Consider the following 15,653-nt stretch of genomic DNA (forward strand, 5'->3'; position numbering starts at 1 on the left):
AGGGTTGTGGTGCTTGTGAACAATGAAACGATGACAACTCAACTGAAGATCGATTTCGTGTCCGATGTGTCGTGCCCCTGGTGCGCCGTCGGACTCGGTGCGCTCGAAGCGGCGCTGGCTCGTGTCGCGCCCGACGTCAAGGCCGAGCTGCACTTTCAGCCGTTCGAGCTGAACCCGCAGATGCCGAAGGAAGGGCAAGACACCTTCGAGCATCTGAACCAGAAGTACGGCTCGTCGCGCGAGCAGCAGGCGGAGGCGCGAGAGATGATCCGTGCGCGCGGCGCTGCGGTCGGCTTCCAGTTCAGTGCCGGCGGCCGGCCGCGCATCTACAACACCTTCGATGCGCATCGGCTGCTGCACTGGGCCGAGCTGGAAGACGTTAACAAGCAGATCGTGCTCAAGAAGTCGCTGCTCAAGGCCTACTTCACCGACAGCGAAAACCCTTCGGACGCCGAGGTGCTGGTGCGGCTCGCCGGCGCAGCGGGGCTCGACGAAGCGCGTGCACGCGAGATTCTGGCGAGCGACGAGTACGCCGAAGAAACGCGCGAGCGCGAACGCATGTACACCGACGCCGGCATCCACTCGGTGCCCGCGATCATCATCAACAACCAGCACCTGATTTCGGGCGGCCAGCCGGTCGAAGTGTTCGAACGCGCGCTGCGGCAGATCGCCGGCGCGGCCCCGGCGAGGCTGTCGACAGCCTGACTTGTGCGGGCACAAGGAGTAAATTAATTCCCTTTGTGCATTGCGGGTAAAGCAGGTCAACGCCGGTGTGTCCTGGCGGGTTGAGAGGAGGCGGCTGTTGCCGTTGTTCACCCGTCAAGGACACTGACATGAAGACAAGGTTTATCGCGGCACTGGCATTCGCTGCCGCTGCCGTTGCAGCCACTGCGGCGCTTGACGCGGCGCAACATGCCATCGGCGATGTGCGGCGTCACGACATGCGCCGCGAATGACCACCCTGCGCGCAGCGGTCGGCCTCGGCGTGCTCGGTGCCTGCGCGCTGGTGCTCCTGACGGGTTGTTCCACCGGTCCCGGTTCGGGCCGCGCGGTCGCTACGGTCACTCTGCCAGTGGCACCGGTGGACGAAGCCACACGCCTGCTCTGGCTCAATCGGGTGAGCTGGGGCGCCAGCACCGCCACTGAGGCGCAGTTGACGCGCCGAGGGCTCGGCCCGTGGATGCGCGAACAGCTCAATCCACGGCCGGCCGCACTGCCAACCGCAGCGCAGGCGCAGGTCGACGGCATGACCATTTCGCGCACCCCGGTCGACCAGCTCGCCATCGCGCTAGAGGCACAACGCAAGGCGGCCGATGCCTTGCCCGACGAAGACCAGAAGAAGGCCGCGCGCCAGGCCTATCAGCAGGAGCTCAACCGGCTGTCGCGCGAGGCGCAACAACGATTCGTGCTGCGGGCGCTCTATTCGCCGAACCAGTTGCAGGAGCAGATGACATGGTTCTGGATGAATCACTTCAACGTCAACGTGCGCAAGGACAACCTTCGCGCGCTGATCGGCGACTACGAAGACAGCGCCATCCGGCCGCACGCGCTCGGCAGGTTTCGCGATCTGCTCGGTGCCACGTTGCGGCATCCGGCCATGCTGCGCTATCTGGACAACGCACAGAACGCCGCCAATCGCATCAACGAAAACTATGCGCGCGAGCTGATGGAGCTGCACACGTTGGGTGTTGGCAGCGGCTATTCGCAAGCCGACGTGCAGGAGCTGGCGCGCGTGCTCACCGGCGTCGGCGTGACACTGCGCGCGACCGACGAGCCAGCGCCGCGCATGCGTCCCGCGCTCGCGGAGGACTACGTGCGCCGCGGGCTGTTCGAGTTCAACCCGCAGCGCCACGACTATGGCGGCAAGACCTTGCTGGGCCGACCGATCACGGGTCATGGGATGGCCGAAGTCGACGAGGCGCTCGACCGCCTCGCGCGCGCGCCGGCCACGGCCCGCTTCATCTCGCGCAAGCTGGCCGTTTATTTCGTTGCGGACGAGCCGTCGCAGGTGTTGGTCGATCGCATGGCCGACACCTTCACGCGCAGCGATGGCGACATCGCCGCGGCGTTGGCCACCATGTTCTCTTCGCCGGAGTTCAGCGCGTCGCTCGGCCACAAGTTTCGTGATCCGGTCCACTACGCGCTGGCCGGCGTGCGGCTGGCGTACGACGATCGCGTGGTGAAAAATACAGCCCCGCTGATCGGCTGGATCAACCGCATGGGCGAGCCGCTGTACGGCCACGAGACGCCCGATGGTTATCCACTCACGCAATCGGCTTGGGCCAGTGCCGGGCAGATGACCACGCGCTTCGAGATCGCGCGCGCCATCGGTGCCAACGGCGCAGTGCTGTTTCGCACCGACGATGGCGCGCCGTTGGAGCGTCCGGCGTTTCCAGCGCTGGCCGAGTCGGGTGCGGTGCGTGCGGCGTTGCCGGGCTTGGGCGCCGACACACGGGCCGCGCTGGCCGATGCACGATCGCCGCAGGACTGGAACACGTTCCTGCTCGCTTCGCCCGAGTTGATGAATCGCTGACACGTACCGGAGACTCACATGCAACGCCGACATCTTTTGAAGCTCATGGGCGCCGCGCCGCTCGCCGGTGCCGCGGGCCGGCTCATGGCGGCACCTGCCGCCGGCAACGCGAAGCTGCTGGTCGTGTTCCTGCGCGGTGCTTACGACTGCGCCAACCTGCTGGTGCCCATCGCGTCGGGCACCACCGACGACTTCTATCGCAGCGCGCGGCCGACCATCGCAGTGCCACGGCCCGGTCAGCCCAATGGCGCGCTGCCGCTGGATGCGCACTGGGGCCTGCACCCGGCGCTCGCGACCAGCGTGATGCCGTTGTTCCAGAAGCAGCAGGCGGCGTTCATTCCGTTCGCCGGCACGGACGACCTCACGCGCAGTCACTTCGAAACGCAGGACTCGATCGAGCTCGGCCAGGCACTCGATCGCGGCCGCGACTATCGCTCGGGCTTCTTGAATCGGCTGGCCGGCGTGCTCGGTGCCGGACCGCTGACGGCGGTGTCGCCGATGGCCTTTACCGACCAGCTTCCGATCGCGCTCAGGGGCGACGCCAAGGCCGCCAACATGGCGCTCGGCTCGGTCGGCCGCCAGGCCATCGACGCGCGACAGAGCAAGGTGATCGAGGCGATGTATCGCAACACCAAGCTCGCGCAGCCGGTGGTCGAAGGCTTCGCGGTGCGTGACGAGGTACAGCGCGCCGTCAAGGAAGAAATGGAAGCGGCCAGCCGCAACGCGATGACGTCGAAGGGCTTCGAGCTGATCGCGCGGCGCATGGCGCGACTGATGCGCGAACGCTTCGACCTCGGCTTCGTCGATGTCGGCGGCTGGGACACGCACGTGGGGCAGGGCGCCGGCACCGGCTACCTCGCCAACCGCCTGGAGGAACTTGGCCGCGGCGTCGCCGGCTTTGCGGAAGAGATGGGCGACGACGCATGGCGCGACACCGTGGTGGTCGTCATAAGCGAGTTCGGCCGCACCTTCCGTGAGAACGGCAACAAGGGCACCGACCATGGCCACGGCACCGTGTACTGGGTGCTCGGCGGCGGCCTCGCTGCACAGGCCGGCGGTCGCGTGTTGGGCGAGCAGGTCGAGCTGTCGCAAGCCAACCTGTTCCAGAACCGCGACTATCCGGTGCTGAACGAATACCGCGCGGTGTTCGGCGGCTTGTTCGCGCGGATGTACGGACTGTCGCCGGCGCAGCTCGATCGGGTATTTGCGGGGGTCGCGCCACGGGATCTGCGGCTGGTCTAGCTGCGCACAGGCGCTCGCTCAGGTCGCTGGCAGCAACTGCGCTTTCATCCAGTCACGAAACGCGATAAGGCGCTCGTTGTCGATCGCCGACTTGCGATAGCAAATGAAATGGGTGACGCGCTCGATCCGATGGAAAGACGGGCCATCCAGAATCACCAGATCGCCCCGTTCGAGGTCTCGTTGGGCAAAGCGCGTCGTCTCCAAGGCGATGCCCATGCCGTCGACTGCAGCAGCGATAACCATCGAACCCCGATCGAAAGAGGGCCGCGCACCGGCCGGCAGCTTGAGCCCGTTCAGCTTGCACCAATCGGTCCACTGCACCGGATTGACCTTGGAATCGATCAATGTGAATCGCAGCACATCGGCCGGCGTCATCGAGTCACGGCCTTCAAGCAGGCGCGGCGAGCACATCGGCACCGTCGACTCGAGTCCCAGCGGCTCGACCATCACATTGGCATGCGGCGGGGGCAACCCATAGGCGATGTCGACATCGATGTCCGTCGATTTGGCAAGGTCCGCAGGTTCCGCGCTCGACGACATGCGGATCACGATCGACGGATGCGCCGCCATGAACTGCGGCAACCGTGGGCCGAGCCACTTGGCGGCAAAGCTCGGCGAGCAGTGGACCGCGAGTTCGCTGCGGGATTGCAGTGGACGCAGCTCGGCGCACGCATCCTCGATCTGATCGAAAGCCGGACTTAGCTGGTCCAGCAACCTTTGGCCGTCGACGGTCAGCGTCACCTTGCGTACACCGCGCGTGAAGAGCGCACGGCCGAACCATGTTTCAAGCGCGCGCACCTGATGGCTGATGGCGGACGGCGTCAGATGCAGCTCTTCGCCTGCTTGCGTGAAGCCGCCAAGCCGCGCCGCTGCCTCGAAGGCGCGGAGTGCGAAGAAGGATGGAAGACGTCGCATCGGAAGTGCTGGTTTTCACGAGCATAGATGAATCTGTTTCAGCCATTGGGGAACAGTCGTCCTTTGTCAACGCGGCCGCCGATGCGGATGATCTGCGTCTTGCGTGCCCGTCACGACTTGCATTCGCAACCTGCAACACAACCAGCCAGAGACAACAACATGCTCGACATCAAGAAGCGCATTTCGGTTTATCAGCCCGAACAGGTTGGACTGAAGTTCCCCGAGATCCCGACCTTCACCAACCACGCCGAAGAGCGCCAGTACCTGAAGGAACATCTCGTCGCCGCCTGCCGTGCGTTCGCGCAGCAAGGATTCGACTACGGCTTCGCAGGCCACTTGACGATTCGCGATCCGGAGCGGCCGCACCTGTACTGGACCAACCCGATGGCGGTGCATTTCTCGCTGGTCAAGGTGTCGAACCTGATCCTGGTGGACCACGATGGCAGGGTCGTCGAAGGCGACTACGCAGTCAATCGCGCCGGCTTCGTGTTGCATGCCGCGGTGCATGACGCGCACCCCGACATCCTCGCGATGTGCCATGCGCACACGGTGTACGGCACGGCCTTCGCATCGCTCGGCAAGAAGCTCGAACCCATCACGCAGGACGCCGCCGCGTTCTTCGAAGACCACGCGGTGATCGGCGATGAGGCAGGCCAGGTCGCTGTCGAGAAAGAGGCTGGCAACAAGGTCGCCAACGCGTTCAAGGGCGTGAAGGCGGCAATCCACCAAAACCACGGGCTGCTGACGGCCAGCCGCCACAGCATCGATGCGGCGGCCTTCTGGTTCATCGCGCTTGAACGTTGCTGCCAGCAGCAACTGCTGGTCGACGCCAGCGGCGTCACGCCACGACTGGTCACGCCGGAACGCGCGCGCTACAGCCGCGAGCATGTCGGTAGCGAGTTCATCGGCTGGCTGCATTTCCAGACGCTGTACGACCAGATCGCGGCAACGCAGCCGGACATGTTCGACTGAGCCGGACCATGAACACGACGACCTTGCCGCGTGCTGCGGTAGCCACTCCGCGCGCCGACGATGCTGCCTATGCGCGCGTCACATGGCGGCTGCTGCCGCTGCTATTCATCTGCTACGTCGCGGCCTATCTGGACCGCGTGAACGTGGGCTTCGCTAAGCTGCAGATGCTTAACGAGCTGCACTTCAGCGAAGCAATGTACGGTCTGGGCGCCGGCATTTTCTTCATTGGCTATTTCATCTTCGAAGTGCCGAGCAACCTGGCGTTGCATCGCTTCGGCGCGCGTAAGTGGATCGCGCGGATCATGATCAGCTGGGGCTTGATCTCGGGCTGCATGATGTTCGTGCAGACACCGACCTCGTTCTACATCCTCCGCTTTTTCCTGGGTGTGGCCGAAGCCGGTTTCTTCCCGGGGATCATCCTGTACCTCACCTACTGGTACCCGGCCGCACGCCGCGCTAAGGTGACGTCGCTCTTCATGACGGGCATCCCGATGGCCGGCGTGATCGGTGGACCGTTGTCGGGCTGGATCCTTTCTGCCTTCGACGGCGTGCAGGGCATGTCCGGCTGGAAGTGGCTGTTCCTGATCGAGGCCGTGCCTTCCATCCTGCTCGGCGTGCTGGTGCTGCTCGTGCTCAATGACAAGATCGCCGATGCGCGCTGGCTGAGCGAGCGCGAAAAGCAGATGCTGCAAAAGAACATCGACGCCGATGGTGCGCATATCGAAAGCCACTCTGCGTCGGGCGCCTTCCGCAACCCCAAGGTGTGGGTGTTGAGCGCGGCCTACTTCGGCTTCATCATGGGTCTGTACGGCATCGGCTTCTGGTTGCCATCGCTGGTCAAGGCATCGGGCGTGGCGAATACGACGACCATCGGCCTGCTGGTCGCGCTGCCCTATGCGGCCGCGGTGGTCTGCATGATCTGGACCAGCCGCAACTCAGACCGCACCGGTGAGCGGCGCTGGCATATCGCCATCCCGGCGCTTGTCGGTGCTGTCGGTCTGGTGGCGAGCACGCTCGTGCCGCAGACGCCGCTGTGGGCCGTGGTCACGCTGAGCATTGCGACCATGGGCATCCTTACCGGCCTGGCGCAATTCTGGTGTTTGCCACCGGCATTTCTGGGCGGCGCCGCAGCTGCGGCGGGCATCGCACTCATCAACTCGGTGGGCAACCTCGCCGGCTTTGTCAGCCCCTTCATCGTCGGCTGGATCAAGGACGTGACGGGCAGCACCAACAATGGCCTGTTCGTGATCGCGGCGAGTCTCATCGTGGGCGGCGCGATCGTGCTGTCCATGTCCAGGCGGGCGCTGGAACAACGCAGGTAGCGCCTACCGCAATCGCGAGCGCGATTTGGCCGAGTTCACGGTGCGTGCAAGGCCTGCGAAGAGCGGTGGACAATGGCGTTCCCGTCCAAGGAGCCAGTCATGCACCTCACTTTGCAAACCCTTTTCGGTACTGCGTTACCCCTTGCTCAGGCGCCGATGGCAGGCGTGCAGGGCAGTGCACTCGCCATCGCAGTCAGCAACGCAGGCGGCCTCGGTTCGCTGCCCTGCGCCATGCTCGGCGCCGACGCGATCCGTAGCGAGATCACCGCCATCCGCGCAGGCACCGACAAGCCCTACAACGTCAACTTCTTTTGCCACACGCCGCCGGAGCCCGATGCCACGCGAGACGCCGCATGGCGCAGCGCCCTGGCGCCTTACTACCGCGAGTTCGACATCGACCCGAAGAGCGTCGGTGCCGGGCCTGGCCGCAATCCGTTCGATGAAGCGGCGGCGGCCGTGCTGGCCGAATTCCAGCCGCCGGTCGTCAGTTTCCATTTTGGCTTGCCGTCGCCCGCGCTGCTCGCAAAAGTCAAGCGTTGGGGTTCGAAGGTGTTGGCCTCGGCGACAACGCTCGACGAGGCGCTGTGGCTCGAAGCGCATGGGGCCGACGCGGTCATCGCGCAAGGCCTTGAGGCGGGTGGCCATCGTGGTCACTTTCTTTCGCACGACCTTACGCGGCAACTCGGTACCTTCGCGCTCTTGCCGCAGTTGGTGCGCGCGCTGAAGGTGCCGGTGATCGCTGCGGGCGGCATCGCCGATGCCGATGGCGTCGCGGCGGCCATGACGCTGGGTGCCGCGGGAGTTCAGATCGGCACCGCGTTTCTGTTGTGCCCCGAGGCCACGACGACGAGCCTGCATCGCGCGGCATTGCAAAGCGAGGCCGCGCGGCACACGGCGTTGACCAACGTCTTCACTGGGCGACCGGCACGCGGCATCGTGAACCGCGTGATGCGCGAGCTCGGACCGATCGGTACCGCGCCGCCGGAGTTTCCGATGGCGACCGCCGGTATCGCGCCATTGCGTGCCAAGGCCGAAGCGCAGGGCAGTGGCGACTTTTCCCCGCTATGGTCGGGACAGAACGCGACGGGCTGCAAGCCGCTGCCTGCGCACGACATCGTGCAAAACCTTGCCAAAGGCTTTGCGCAATCACTCCTTTCCCATTCTTTCGACCCGACGCCTCCATGACCGAATCCTCCTCGACATCATCTCGCCTGCGCCTGCCGCTTTCTTTTCTGGAGCGGCCTGCCGCTGCCGATGTGGCCGAGCCATGGTTGCTGCTGTTGATGCACGGCGTCGGCAGCAACGAGGCCGATCTGTTCGGACTCGCGCCGCACATGCCGCCGGCGTTCCACGTCGTCAGCCTGCGTGCGCCGAACGTATTGTCACCCGATTCATACGCGTGGTTCTCGTTTCATGTCAGCGCGACCGGTCAGCGCACCATCGACGAAGCGCAGGAGCGCGAGAGCCGTTTCCTGGTCGGCGAGATGCTGGTTTCAGCCGCGCAGCAATTGGGCATTCCGCCGGAGCGCGTCGTCGTCGGCGGCTTCAGCCAGGGCGGCATCATGTCGCTGTCGCTGTTGCTCACGCAGCCTGAAAAAGTTCGCGCTGCGATGGTCTGGCACAGCCGTTTGCTGCCGCAGATCGAAGGCCATTTGGCGCCGCGTGAAGCATTCGAAGGCAAGGCGTTGTGGGTCAGCCATGGCACCGCGGACAACGTGATTCCGCTGGCTGCTGCAGAGCACACGCGCGCCTTCGTCGGCAACCTGCCGATCGCGTTGTCGGGCGCCGACTATCCGGGCGGGCACGAGATTCGGCCGGCAGAGTTGCAGCAAGCGGTGGCTTGGCTGCAGTCGCTGGTTTGAGCGACCGGTTGAGACCAGCTCCGTTCAGTCCAGCCCGTCGAAGTCCGCGTCGTCCGGCCCGATGTGCGCGGGCGAGCGCCAGCCGGCATCGCGCATCGAGCGCGCCACCTGCTTGTCCACGCCCATCAGCACCGCGAAGAGCGCCATGCGCACCGGAATGCCGTTGTCTGTCTGCCGGAAGATCGCCAGCCGCGGATCGTGGTTGAGGTCGATGCTCAAGTCGTTCGCGCCGTCTCGCCCATCGCGCGGCAACGGGTGCATGAGGATGGTGTCGGGCTTGCAGACTGCGTCGACCAGTGCCTTGCGCACCTGAAACTCGGGCGTGTAGCCCTCCATCACTTCGCCCTCTGCAAAGCGCTCTTTCTGGACGCGTGTCGCGTAGACCACGTCGGCACCGCGCAGCCCTTGCTCGAGCGATGAAGTCTGCTCGATGACGTGACCGTTCTGTGCCACCAGCTCCACCAGATAGGCCGGCATTTCTAGCGACGGCGGTGCGATCAGCGTGAACTTGAGGTTGCGATACAGCGACAGCAGCCGGATCAGCGAATGCACCGTGCGGCCGTATTTGAGGTCGCCGACCATCGCGATGTGCGTGCCGTCGACCAGCTTGCCCATGCGCGAGAACTCGCGCTGAATCGTGTAGAGATCGAGCACGGCCTGGCTCGGATGTTCGCCCGGACCATCGCCGGCATTGATGACCGGAATGTTGGTCGCGCGTGCGAACTCCGCCACCGAACCCTGCTCCGGATGTCGGACAACCAGCGCATCGACGTACCCGCTCATCACGCGGCTGGTGTCGTAGATCGACTCGCCCTTGGCCATTGAAGAGAAGGTGAATCCGGTGGTGTCGCACACCGTGCCGCCGAGCCGACAAAAGGCCGCCCCGAAGCTCACGCGCGTGCGCGTGCTGGCCTCGAAGAACAGGCTGCCGAGGACGGCCCCTTCGAGGATGCGCGTGACTTTTTGGCGGCGCGCGATCGGCTGCATCACATCTGCGACCTGGAACAGGTCTTCGAGGCTCCCGCGATCGAATTGCGCGACAGACAACAGTTGCGGTTTGCCTTCGGCTGCGATGCGTTGCACAAGGGGGCGCTGGTCTGTGCTTGTTGATCCCGCTGCCGCTCCGAGTGCTTCGCGTTGCAGGATTTCCGCCACGAACTTGCCGACCATCTCCGGCATGGCGCGCGACTCGCTCGACTCCGATGGCAGCAGCCAGGTGTCGAGGGCGCGTCGGCGCACGCCAAGCCGCTCGGAGAATGCGTCGCGCGTGAGGTTGAGGCGGCGCATTGCGTCGCGGAGGAGATCTTGTTGCTGGCTCATAGGCGAAATATACGCTATGAGCAATGCGAATGCGCGCAGAAAATACGCAATGCGTATATCAATAGCGGGACGAAATGTTCGTGCGACAGACCTGCGAACGGATGCCCTTTGCTACATCTCGTCGATCTGCGTACTCCGCACTTCGCCCTGCGCTGCCAGCGAGTACCGATCGCGCGTCTTCACGTAGAAACTCGCGCCAAAGCGGCCTATCGGAAAGTAGTGCTGCAGCCGCACCCGCCAGTGTGCGGTGTCGATCAACTCGTCGCGCGCATGCATCCACCGCACTTGGCCGATAAAGATCTGACGGCTTTCGGTTTCGAGCGTTTCCCACAACGTGCACTCAAAGGCGACCGGCACTTCGGCGATGCGTGGCGGCTTGACGTAGTTGCTCGGCAATGCAGTGAAGCCGACCACTTCGAGTTCGCTCACATGCGCCGGATGGCGCTCGCCGCAGCGGTGCATCTGCTCGGCAGTGTCTTCGTCGGCCAGATGCACCACGAACTCGCGCTCGCGCACGATGTTGGCTGCGGTGTCCTTGAGCGCGCCATCTTGCAGGCGGTTGACGCTGATCATCACGATCGGCGGCTCTTCGCCCATCATGTTGAACATGCTGAAGGGCGCCGCATTGACCACGCCGTCGGCGCCGAGCGTGGTCACCAGCGCGATGGGCCGCGGCACGATCAGGCTCGCCATGAGTTTGTAGCGCTGATGTTCGGTCAGTTTCGAGAAGTCGATGTCCATCGGGAGTCCATGGTGTGCACATGACGTTACGGCGCGTCATGCTGGCGGGTTTTTAATGGGATGCATGCCCGAACGCGATCCATCAGAGTATTCCAGAGACCCAGCAGAATTCAGGCCAGCGCGCGAGTCGTCGCCGTGGCGCATTGTTATCGCGCTGCTTGTCCTTGCCGCCGCTGCAGCAGCAGGGTGGTGGTACTGGTCGCGACAGCGGCAAACGACACCGCCCGCACCGACTGCAACGGCGCCACAGCCGGACATTCCAGCGACACCTGCGGCACTGCCGGCTGCGCCCGCTGCCACAGGCCCGCAAAACCCGATCGACGCCCTTGCGCAGCCGGACGCGGCGCTGCCTTCGCTGGCCGATTCGAATGCGGCAGTGACCAAGGCGCTGACCGATTTGCTGAACGCCAAGTCGGTGGCATCGTTCCTGCAGATCGATGACTTCGTGCGCCGCTTCGTCGCGACCGTCGACAACCTGCCGCGTGCGCAAGCGCCTTCGCGCATGTGGCCAACGCAACCCACGCCGCAGCGCTTCGAAGTGACGCGCACAGACGAGACGCTGACCCTCGATCCGGCCAATGCCGGGCGCTACACCGCCTTCATCGCGTTCACGGATTCGATCGACAGCGCCAAGGCCGTCGCGGTCTATGCGCGCCTGTACCCGCTGTTTCAGCAGGCCTATGAAGAGCTGGGTTATCCGGGCAAGTACTTCAATGACCGGCTGGTCGCGGTTATCGACCATTTGCTGGCGGCCCCCGAGCCGCAGGGTCCATTGCAGCTCAAGCTGACCGAGGTGAAAGGCACCGTGCCGTCGTCACGGCCGTGGACCCGCTACGAGTTCGCCGACCCGCAGCTCGAGGCGTTGTCGAGCGGGCAGAAGCTGCTGGTGCGAATGGGGCCGGACAACGAGCGGCGGATGAAGTCAAAGCTGCGGGCGTTGCGTGGGCAGGTGGCTACGGGGGAAATGGCGAAGCGTTAGCAAGAGCCGGACGTGCTGTCACTCAACGCCGCTGAATATCCGCCCCGCCGAGGTACACCCGGTTAAACACTGGCGAGATCACCAACTCGTTGATGCACACGTGCGGCGGCATCTCGGCGATGAAGCGAATGGTCTTGCCCATGTCGTCTTCTTGCAGCATGCGCGCCTTGTCTTCTTCGCTCGGCTCGACCGGGCGCTGCTTGAGGATCGGCGTTGATACCTCTCCAGGACACAGCGCGGTGGCGCGCAGACCATTCACGCATTCTTCGATGTTGAACGAATGCGTGAGCGCCATCAAGCCCGCCTTGCTCGCGATGTAGGCCGGCCCGGTGAGGTAGCTGAAGTGCCAGCCCGCGAACGACGCGACGTTGATGATGGTGCCGCGGCGGCGCGCCTGCATGCCCTTCAGCACGGCCAGCGTGCAAAACGTGGCGCCGTTGAGGTTGATCGCCATGACCTGCTCGAAGGTGGCCGCATCGGTCTCTTTCCAGAAGCGCTTCGGAAAGTTGACACCGGCGCTGTTGACCAGGATGTCGACGCCACCGTGCTGCGCCTGGATGGCGGTTGCGACGCGCTCGACGGAGGCGCGATCGGACACGTCCAGCGGCAGGGCCGTGATGCTGCCCGATGGCGCGCCGCGGTCCGCTGCCTGCTTGACTGCCCCAGCGAGTTTGGCTGCGTCGCGCCCCGAGATGACGACGCGGCAACCCGCTTGCGCGAGCGCGACGGCGCCGGCCAGCCCAATGCCGCTGCCACCACCGGTCACCCAGGCGATCTGGCCTTCGAGCAAGCCGGAAAATGTTTCGGTGTCTTTCATGTCTTGTCCTCCACAGTTGTCTCGTACATCTCCACCGGCACGCAACTGCAAAACAGATTGCGGTCCCCATAAACGTTGTCGACCCGCCCAATCGGTGGCCAGTATTTGGCCTGCCGCAATGCGGCCAGCGGAAACGCCCCCAGCTCGCGCGAATACGGGTGCGGCCACTCGGCGCCGAGCAGGCTGGCTGCGGTGTGAGGCGCGTGCTTCAGCGGGTTGTCGTCCTGCGGCCAGACGCCTTCTTCGATGCGCCGGATCTCGCCACGGATGGCGATCATCGCGTCGACGAAGCGATCGAGTTCGGCCAGCGGCTCGCTTTCGGTCGGCTCGACCATCAGCGTGCCTGGCACCGGAAAGCTCAGCGTCGGCGCATGAAAGCCGTAGTCGATGAGCCGCTTGGCGACGTCTTCGGCGGTGACGCCGCTGGTCTCTTTGAGCGGGCGCAGATCGAGGATGCACTCGTGCGCGACATGCCCGCGACCTTCGGCGTTCTGACTGGCGTAGAGCGTGGGGTAATGGTTTTTCAGCCGTGCGCTGATGTAGTTGGCCGACAGGATGGCCGTCTCGGTTGCGGCCTGCAAGCCTTTGGCGCCCATCATGCGGCAGTACATCCAGCTGATCGGCAGCACCGCCGCGTTGCCGAGTGGCGCGGCCGATACGGCACCGACGCCATGCGATGCGATACCGGCCGTCGCATGTCCCGGCAAGAAAGGCACGAGGTCTGCGACCACGCACACCGGCCCGACACCCGGCCCGCCGCCGCCGTGCGGAATGCAGAAGGTCTTGTGCAGATTGAGGTGGCTCACATCGCCGCCGAACTCGCCCGGCGCGGCCACGCCGACCAGCGCGTTCATGTTGGCGCCGTCGACATACACGCGACCGCCGTGCGCGTGCACCAGCACGCACAGTTCCTTCACGCCAGCTTCGAACACGCCGTGCGTGCTCGGGTAGGTGATCATCACCGCGGCCAGGTCAGCACTGTGTTTTTCGCAGGCGCGCCTCAGGTCGTCGAGGTCGACATTGCCCTGCGCATCGCAGGCCGTCACGATCACCTGCATGCCGGCCATCTGTGCGCTGGCCGGGTTGGTGCCGTGGGCCGACGACGGAATGAGGCAGATGTTGCGCCGCTCTTCGCCGCGCGATGCGTGGAACGCCTTGATCGCCAGCAAGCCGGCGTATTCGCCTTGCGAGCCCGCGTTCGGCTGCAGGCTGATGCCCGCATAGCCGGTCGCTTCGCACAGCCAGTCGCGCAGTTGCTGGTCGAGCTCGGCATAGCCCTTGAGCTGGTCGGCCGGTGCGAACGGATGAATGTTCGCGAACTCGGGCCAGGTGATCGGGATCATCTCGCTCGTCGCGTTGAGCTTCATGGTGCAACTCCCGAGCGGAATCATGGTGCGGTCGAGCGCCAGATCCTTGTCGGAGAGGCTGCGGATGTAGCGCAGCATCGCCGTCTCGCTCTTGTGGGTGTTGAACACCGGGTGCGTCATGAAAGCGCTGGTGCGGCGCAGCGCTTCGGGGATGCGCGGCGTCACCTTTTCAGCCAGTACGGCGAAGCGCGGCATCGGCGTGCCGGCCGGTACGAACAGCGCCCACAGCATTTCGATGTCGGTGCGCGTCGTCGTCTCGTCGAGCGAAATGCCCAGGTGCTGTTGCAGCCGATGGCGCAGGTTGACGTTGGCCGCATGTGCGCGCTCGAGGATGTGCGTGGTGTCGTCGCCGCTCTTCACCGTCAGTGAATCGAACGCCGTCGTGTTGACCAGTTCGCGCCCCATCTGCTCGAGCCCTTGCGCCAGCACCGCGGTGAGTGCGGCGACGCGTTGCGCGATGCGCGTGAGCCCGGCCGGGCCGTGATACACCGCGTACATGCTGGCGATGACGGCCGGCAGCACTTGCGCCGTGCAGATGTTCGACGTCGCCTTCTCGCGGCGGATGTGCTGCTCGCGCGTTTGCAGGGAGAGCCGGTAGGCAGTCTGACCATGCGCATCGATGCTCACGCCGACCAGACGGCCCGGCAGCGAGCGCTTGAACGAATCCCGACATGCCAGGTAAGCAGCGTGCGGGCCGCCGTTGCACATCGGCATGCCGAAGCGCTGCGTGGTGCCGCAGACGATGTCGGCGTCCCACTCGCCGGGAGGCGCCAGCAACGTGAGCGCCAGCAGGTCGGCGGCCACGCAGAATGCCGCCCCCTTGGCGTGCGCGTGGCCGGCCAGCGGTCGCAGGTCGTGCACTTGCCCTGTCGTTCCTGGGTATTGCGCCAGCGCCCCGAAGAAATCACCACTGGCCATCATGTGCGGCAGCGTGTCGGAAGCGGTGCTGACCTTGATCTCGATGCCGAGCGGTGCGGCGCGCGTGCGCAGCACTTCGATGGTTTGCGGATGGCAGTCGCCCGCCACCAGAAACACGTCGCTCTTGCTCTTGACGCTGCGCTTGGCCAGCGTCATCGCTTCAGCCGCGGCGGTGGCTTCGTCCAGCATCGATGCATTGGCGATCGCCATGCCGGTGAGGTCGCACACCATCGTCTGGAAGTTGAGCAAGGCCTCCATGCGACCCTGCGAAATCTCGGCCTGGTAGGGCGTGTACGCCGTGTACCAGGCCGGGTTCTCCAGTACGTTGCGCAGGATCACGCCCGGCGTGTGCGTGCCGTAGTAACCCTGGCCGATGAAGTTGCGCGCGACCTTGTTCTTTGCCGCAATTGCCTTCAGCTCGGCCAACGCGCCGGCTTCGCTGATGGGTGGCGGCAGGTCCATCGGCCTGGTGCGACGGATCGATGGCGGCACGATGCCGTCGATCAATTCCTTGCGCGTGGCCGACCCGATGACGAGCAGCATGCGCGCCTCGTCGGCCGCTTCGATGCCGATGTGGCGCGCGATGAATTCGTCTGCGTTTTCGAGTTCACGAAACGAAGGCAGGGAAGGCAAGGAGGGCAGGGCAGACATCGGCATGGTGCGTG

Annotated in this window: 14 protein-coding genes; 9 read left to right on the forward strand and 5 right to left on the reverse strand. The window is 64.9% G+C overall.

Annotated elements, in window-relative coordinates; genetic code table 11:
- The first annotated feature begins 30 nt into the window (after positions 1 to 30).
- The 4 genes from H7F36_RS14635 (at position 31) to H7F36_RS14645 (ending at position 3,775) form a co-directional block, all read left to right on the forward strand.
- The gene (locus H7F36_RS14635) at positions 31 to 705 is read left to right on the forward strand and encodes a DsbA family oxidoreductase (RefSeq protein WP_187051512.1); all 675 of its coding nucleotides are present in this window, start codon (positions 31 to 33) and stop codon (positions 703 to 705) included.
- Between the two features lie 128 nt (positions 706 to 833).
- Complete coding sequence (locus H7F36_RS22255; RefSeq protein ID WP_261802300.1) at positions 834 to 956, forward strand: hypothetical protein; 123 nt, start codon at positions 834 to 836, stop codon at positions 954 to 956.
- A complete protein-coding gene (locus tag H7F36_RS14640; protein ID WP_187051513.1) occupies positions 953 to 2,533 on the forward strand; it encodes a DUF1800 domain-containing protein in 1,581 nt (526 codons plus the stop codon). Before H7F36_RS22255 ends, H7F36_RS14640 begins: the two co-directional genes overlap by 4 nt.
- A gap of 18 nt (positions 2,534 to 2,551) precedes the next feature.
- A complete protein-coding gene (locus H7F36_RS14645) occupies positions 2,552 to 3,775 on the forward strand; it encodes a DUF1501 domain-containing protein (protein WP_187051514.1) in 1,224 nt (407 codons plus the stop codon).
- 18 nt (positions 3,776 to 3,793) lie between these two features.
- On the opposite strand, the gene H7F36_RS14650 is transcribed toward H7F36_RS14645, so the two are convergent.
- Positions 3,794 to 4,690 carry a LysR substrate-binding domain-containing protein gene (locus H7F36_RS14650; RefSeq protein WP_187051515.1) on the reverse strand — a complete coding sequence of 299 codons (897 nt, stop codon included), beginning with the start codon at positions 4,688 to 4,690 and terminating at the stop codon, positions 3,794 to 3,796.
- 159 nt (positions 4,691 to 4,849) lie between these two features.
- Here H7F36_RS14650 and H7F36_RS14655 point away from each other — a divergent pair, with 159 nt between their 5' ends.
- The 4 genes from H7F36_RS14655 to H7F36_RS14670 all read left to right on the forward strand — a co-directional run bounded on the left by H7F36_RS14655 (position 4,850) and on the right by H7F36_RS14670 (position 8,846).
- Positions 4,850 to 5,662 (forward strand): class II aldolase/adducin family protein, encoded by an 813-nt coding sequence (locus tag H7F36_RS14655; protein WP_187051516.1) that lies wholly within the window; start codon positions 4,850 to 4,852, stop codon positions 5,660 to 5,662.
- An 8-nt stretch (positions 5,663 to 5,670) separates the two neighbouring features.
- On the forward strand, positions 5,671 to 6,984 hold the full coding sequence (locus H7F36_RS14660; RefSeq protein ID WP_187051517.1) for an MFS transporter: 1,314 nt from the start codon (positions 5,671 to 5,673) through the stop codon (positions 6,982 to 6,984).
- A 99-nt stretch (positions 6,985 to 7,083) separates the two neighbouring features.
- Entirely contained in the window at positions 7,084 to 8,169 is a 1,086-nt protein-coding gene (locus tag H7F36_RS14665) for an NAD(P)H-dependent flavin oxidoreductase (protein WP_187051518.1), read from the forward strand.
- Complete coding sequence (locus H7F36_RS14670; RefSeq protein WP_187051519.1) at positions 8,166 to 8,846, forward strand: alpha/beta hydrolase; 681 nt, start codon at positions 8,166 to 8,168, stop codon at positions 8,844 to 8,846. The genes H7F36_RS14665 and H7F36_RS14670 overlap by 4 nt, the downstream gene beginning before the upstream one ends.
- 24 nt (positions 8,847 to 8,870) lie before the next feature.
- Here the strand turns inward: H7F36_RS14670 and H7F36_RS14675 are convergent, their stop codons facing one another.
- Together H7F36_RS14675 and H7F36_RS14680 are read right to left on the reverse strand one after the other, a co-directional pair.
- Complete coding sequence (locus tag H7F36_RS14675) at positions 8,871 to 10,166, reverse strand: aspartate carbamoyltransferase (RefSeq protein WP_187051520.1); 1,296 nt, start codon at positions 10,164 to 10,166, stop codon at positions 8,871 to 8,873.
- Between the two features lie 111 nt (positions 10,167 to 10,277).
- Positions 10,278 to 10,907, reverse strand: a complete 630-nt coding sequence (locus tag H7F36_RS14680) for a flavin reductase family protein (protein ID WP_187051521.1) — start codon at positions 10,905 to 10,907, stop codon at positions 10,278 to 10,280.
- Positions 10,908 to 10,971: 64 nt separating this feature from the next.
- Here H7F36_RS14680 and H7F36_RS14685 point away from each other — a divergent pair, with 64 nt between their 5' ends.
- Positions 10,972 to 11,886 carry a DUF3014 domain-containing protein gene (locus tag H7F36_RS14685; protein WP_187051522.1) on the forward strand — a complete coding sequence of 305 codons (915 nt, stop codon included), beginning with the start codon at positions 10,972 to 10,974 and terminating at the stop codon, positions 11,884 to 11,886.
- Between the two features lie 22 nt (positions 11,887 to 11,908).
- On the opposite strand, the gene H7F36_RS14690 is transcribed toward H7F36_RS14685, so the two are convergent.
- Together H7F36_RS14690 and gcvP are read right to left on the reverse strand one after the other, a co-directional pair.
- The gene (locus H7F36_RS14690) at positions 11,909 to 12,703 is read right to left on the reverse strand and encodes an SDR family oxidoreductase (RefSeq protein ID WP_187051523.1); all 795 of its coding nucleotides are present in this window, start codon (positions 12,701 to 12,703) and stop codon (positions 11,909 to 11,911) included.
- Positions 12,700 to 15,645 carry an aminomethyl-transferring glycine dehydrogenase gene (gene gcvP / locus H7F36_RS14695; protein ID WP_261802301.1) on the reverse strand — a complete coding sequence of 982 codons (2,946 nt, stop codon included), beginning with the start codon at positions 15,643 to 15,645 and terminating at the stop codon, positions 12,700 to 12,702. Before gcvP ends, H7F36_RS14690 begins: the two co-directional genes overlap by 4 nt.
- Positions 15,646 to 15,653 lie beyond the last annotated feature (8 nt).

The sequence above is a fragment of the Variovorax sp. PAMC28562 genome, assembly GCF_014303735.1.
Taxonomy (GTDB): Bacteria; Pseudomonadota; Gammaproteobacteria; order Burkholderiales; family Burkholderiaceae_C; genus Variovorax.

Coding starts and splice junctions, on each gene's coding strand:
- H7F36_RS14640 (WP_187051513.1), top strand. CDS start 953: ATGACCACCCTGCGCGCAGCGGTCGGCCTCGGCGTGCTCGGTGCCTGC.
- H7F36_RS14645 (WP_187051514.1), top strand. CDS start 2,552: ATGCAACGCCGACATCTTTTGAAGCTCATGGGCGCCGCGCCGCTCGCC.
- H7F36_RS14655 (WP_187051516.1), top strand. CDS start 4,850: ATGCTCGACATCAAGAAGCGCATTTCGGTTTATCAGCCCGAACAGGTT.
- H7F36_RS22255 (WP_261802300.1), top strand. CDS start 834: ATGAAGACAAGGTTTATCGCGGCACTGGCATTCGCTGCCGCTGCCGTT.
- H7F36_RS14680 (WP_187051521.1), bottom strand. CDS start 10,907: ATGGACATCGACTTCTCGAAACTGACCGAACATCAGCGCTACAAACTC.
- H7F36_RS14660 (WP_187051517.1), top strand. CDS start 5,671: ATGAACACGACGACCTTGCCGCGTGCTGCGGTAGCCACTCCGCGCGCC.
- H7F36_RS14665 (WP_187051518.1), top strand. CDS start 7,084: ATGCACCTCACTTTGCAAACCCTTTTCGGTACTGCGTTACCCCTTGCT.
- H7F36_RS14685 (WP_187051522.1), top strand. CDS start 10,972: ATGCCCGAACGCGATCCATCAGAGTATTCCAGAGACCCAGCAGAATTC.
- H7F36_RS14650 (WP_187051515.1), bottom strand. CDS start 4,690: ATGCGACGTCTTCCATCCTTCTTCGCACTCCGCGCCTTCGAGGCAGCG.
- H7F36_RS14670 (WP_187051519.1), top strand. CDS start 8,166: ATGACCGAATCCTCCTCGACATCATCTCGCCTGCGCCTGCCGCTTTCT.
- H7F36_RS14675 (WP_187051520.1), bottom strand. CDS start 10,166: ATGAGCCAGCAACAAGATCTCCTCCGCGACGCAATGCGCCGCCTCAAC.
- H7F36_RS14690 (WP_187051523.1), bottom strand. CDS start 12,703: ATGAAAGACACCGAAACATTTTCCGGCTTGCTCGAAGGCCAGATCGCC.
- gcvP (WP_261802301.1), bottom strand. CDS start 15,645: ATGCCGATGTCTGCCCTGCCCTCCTTGCCTTCCCTGCCTTCGTTTCGT.
- H7F36_RS14635 (WP_187051512.1), top strand. CDS start 31: ATGACAACTCAACTGAAGATCGATTTCGTGTCCGATGTGTCGTGCCCC.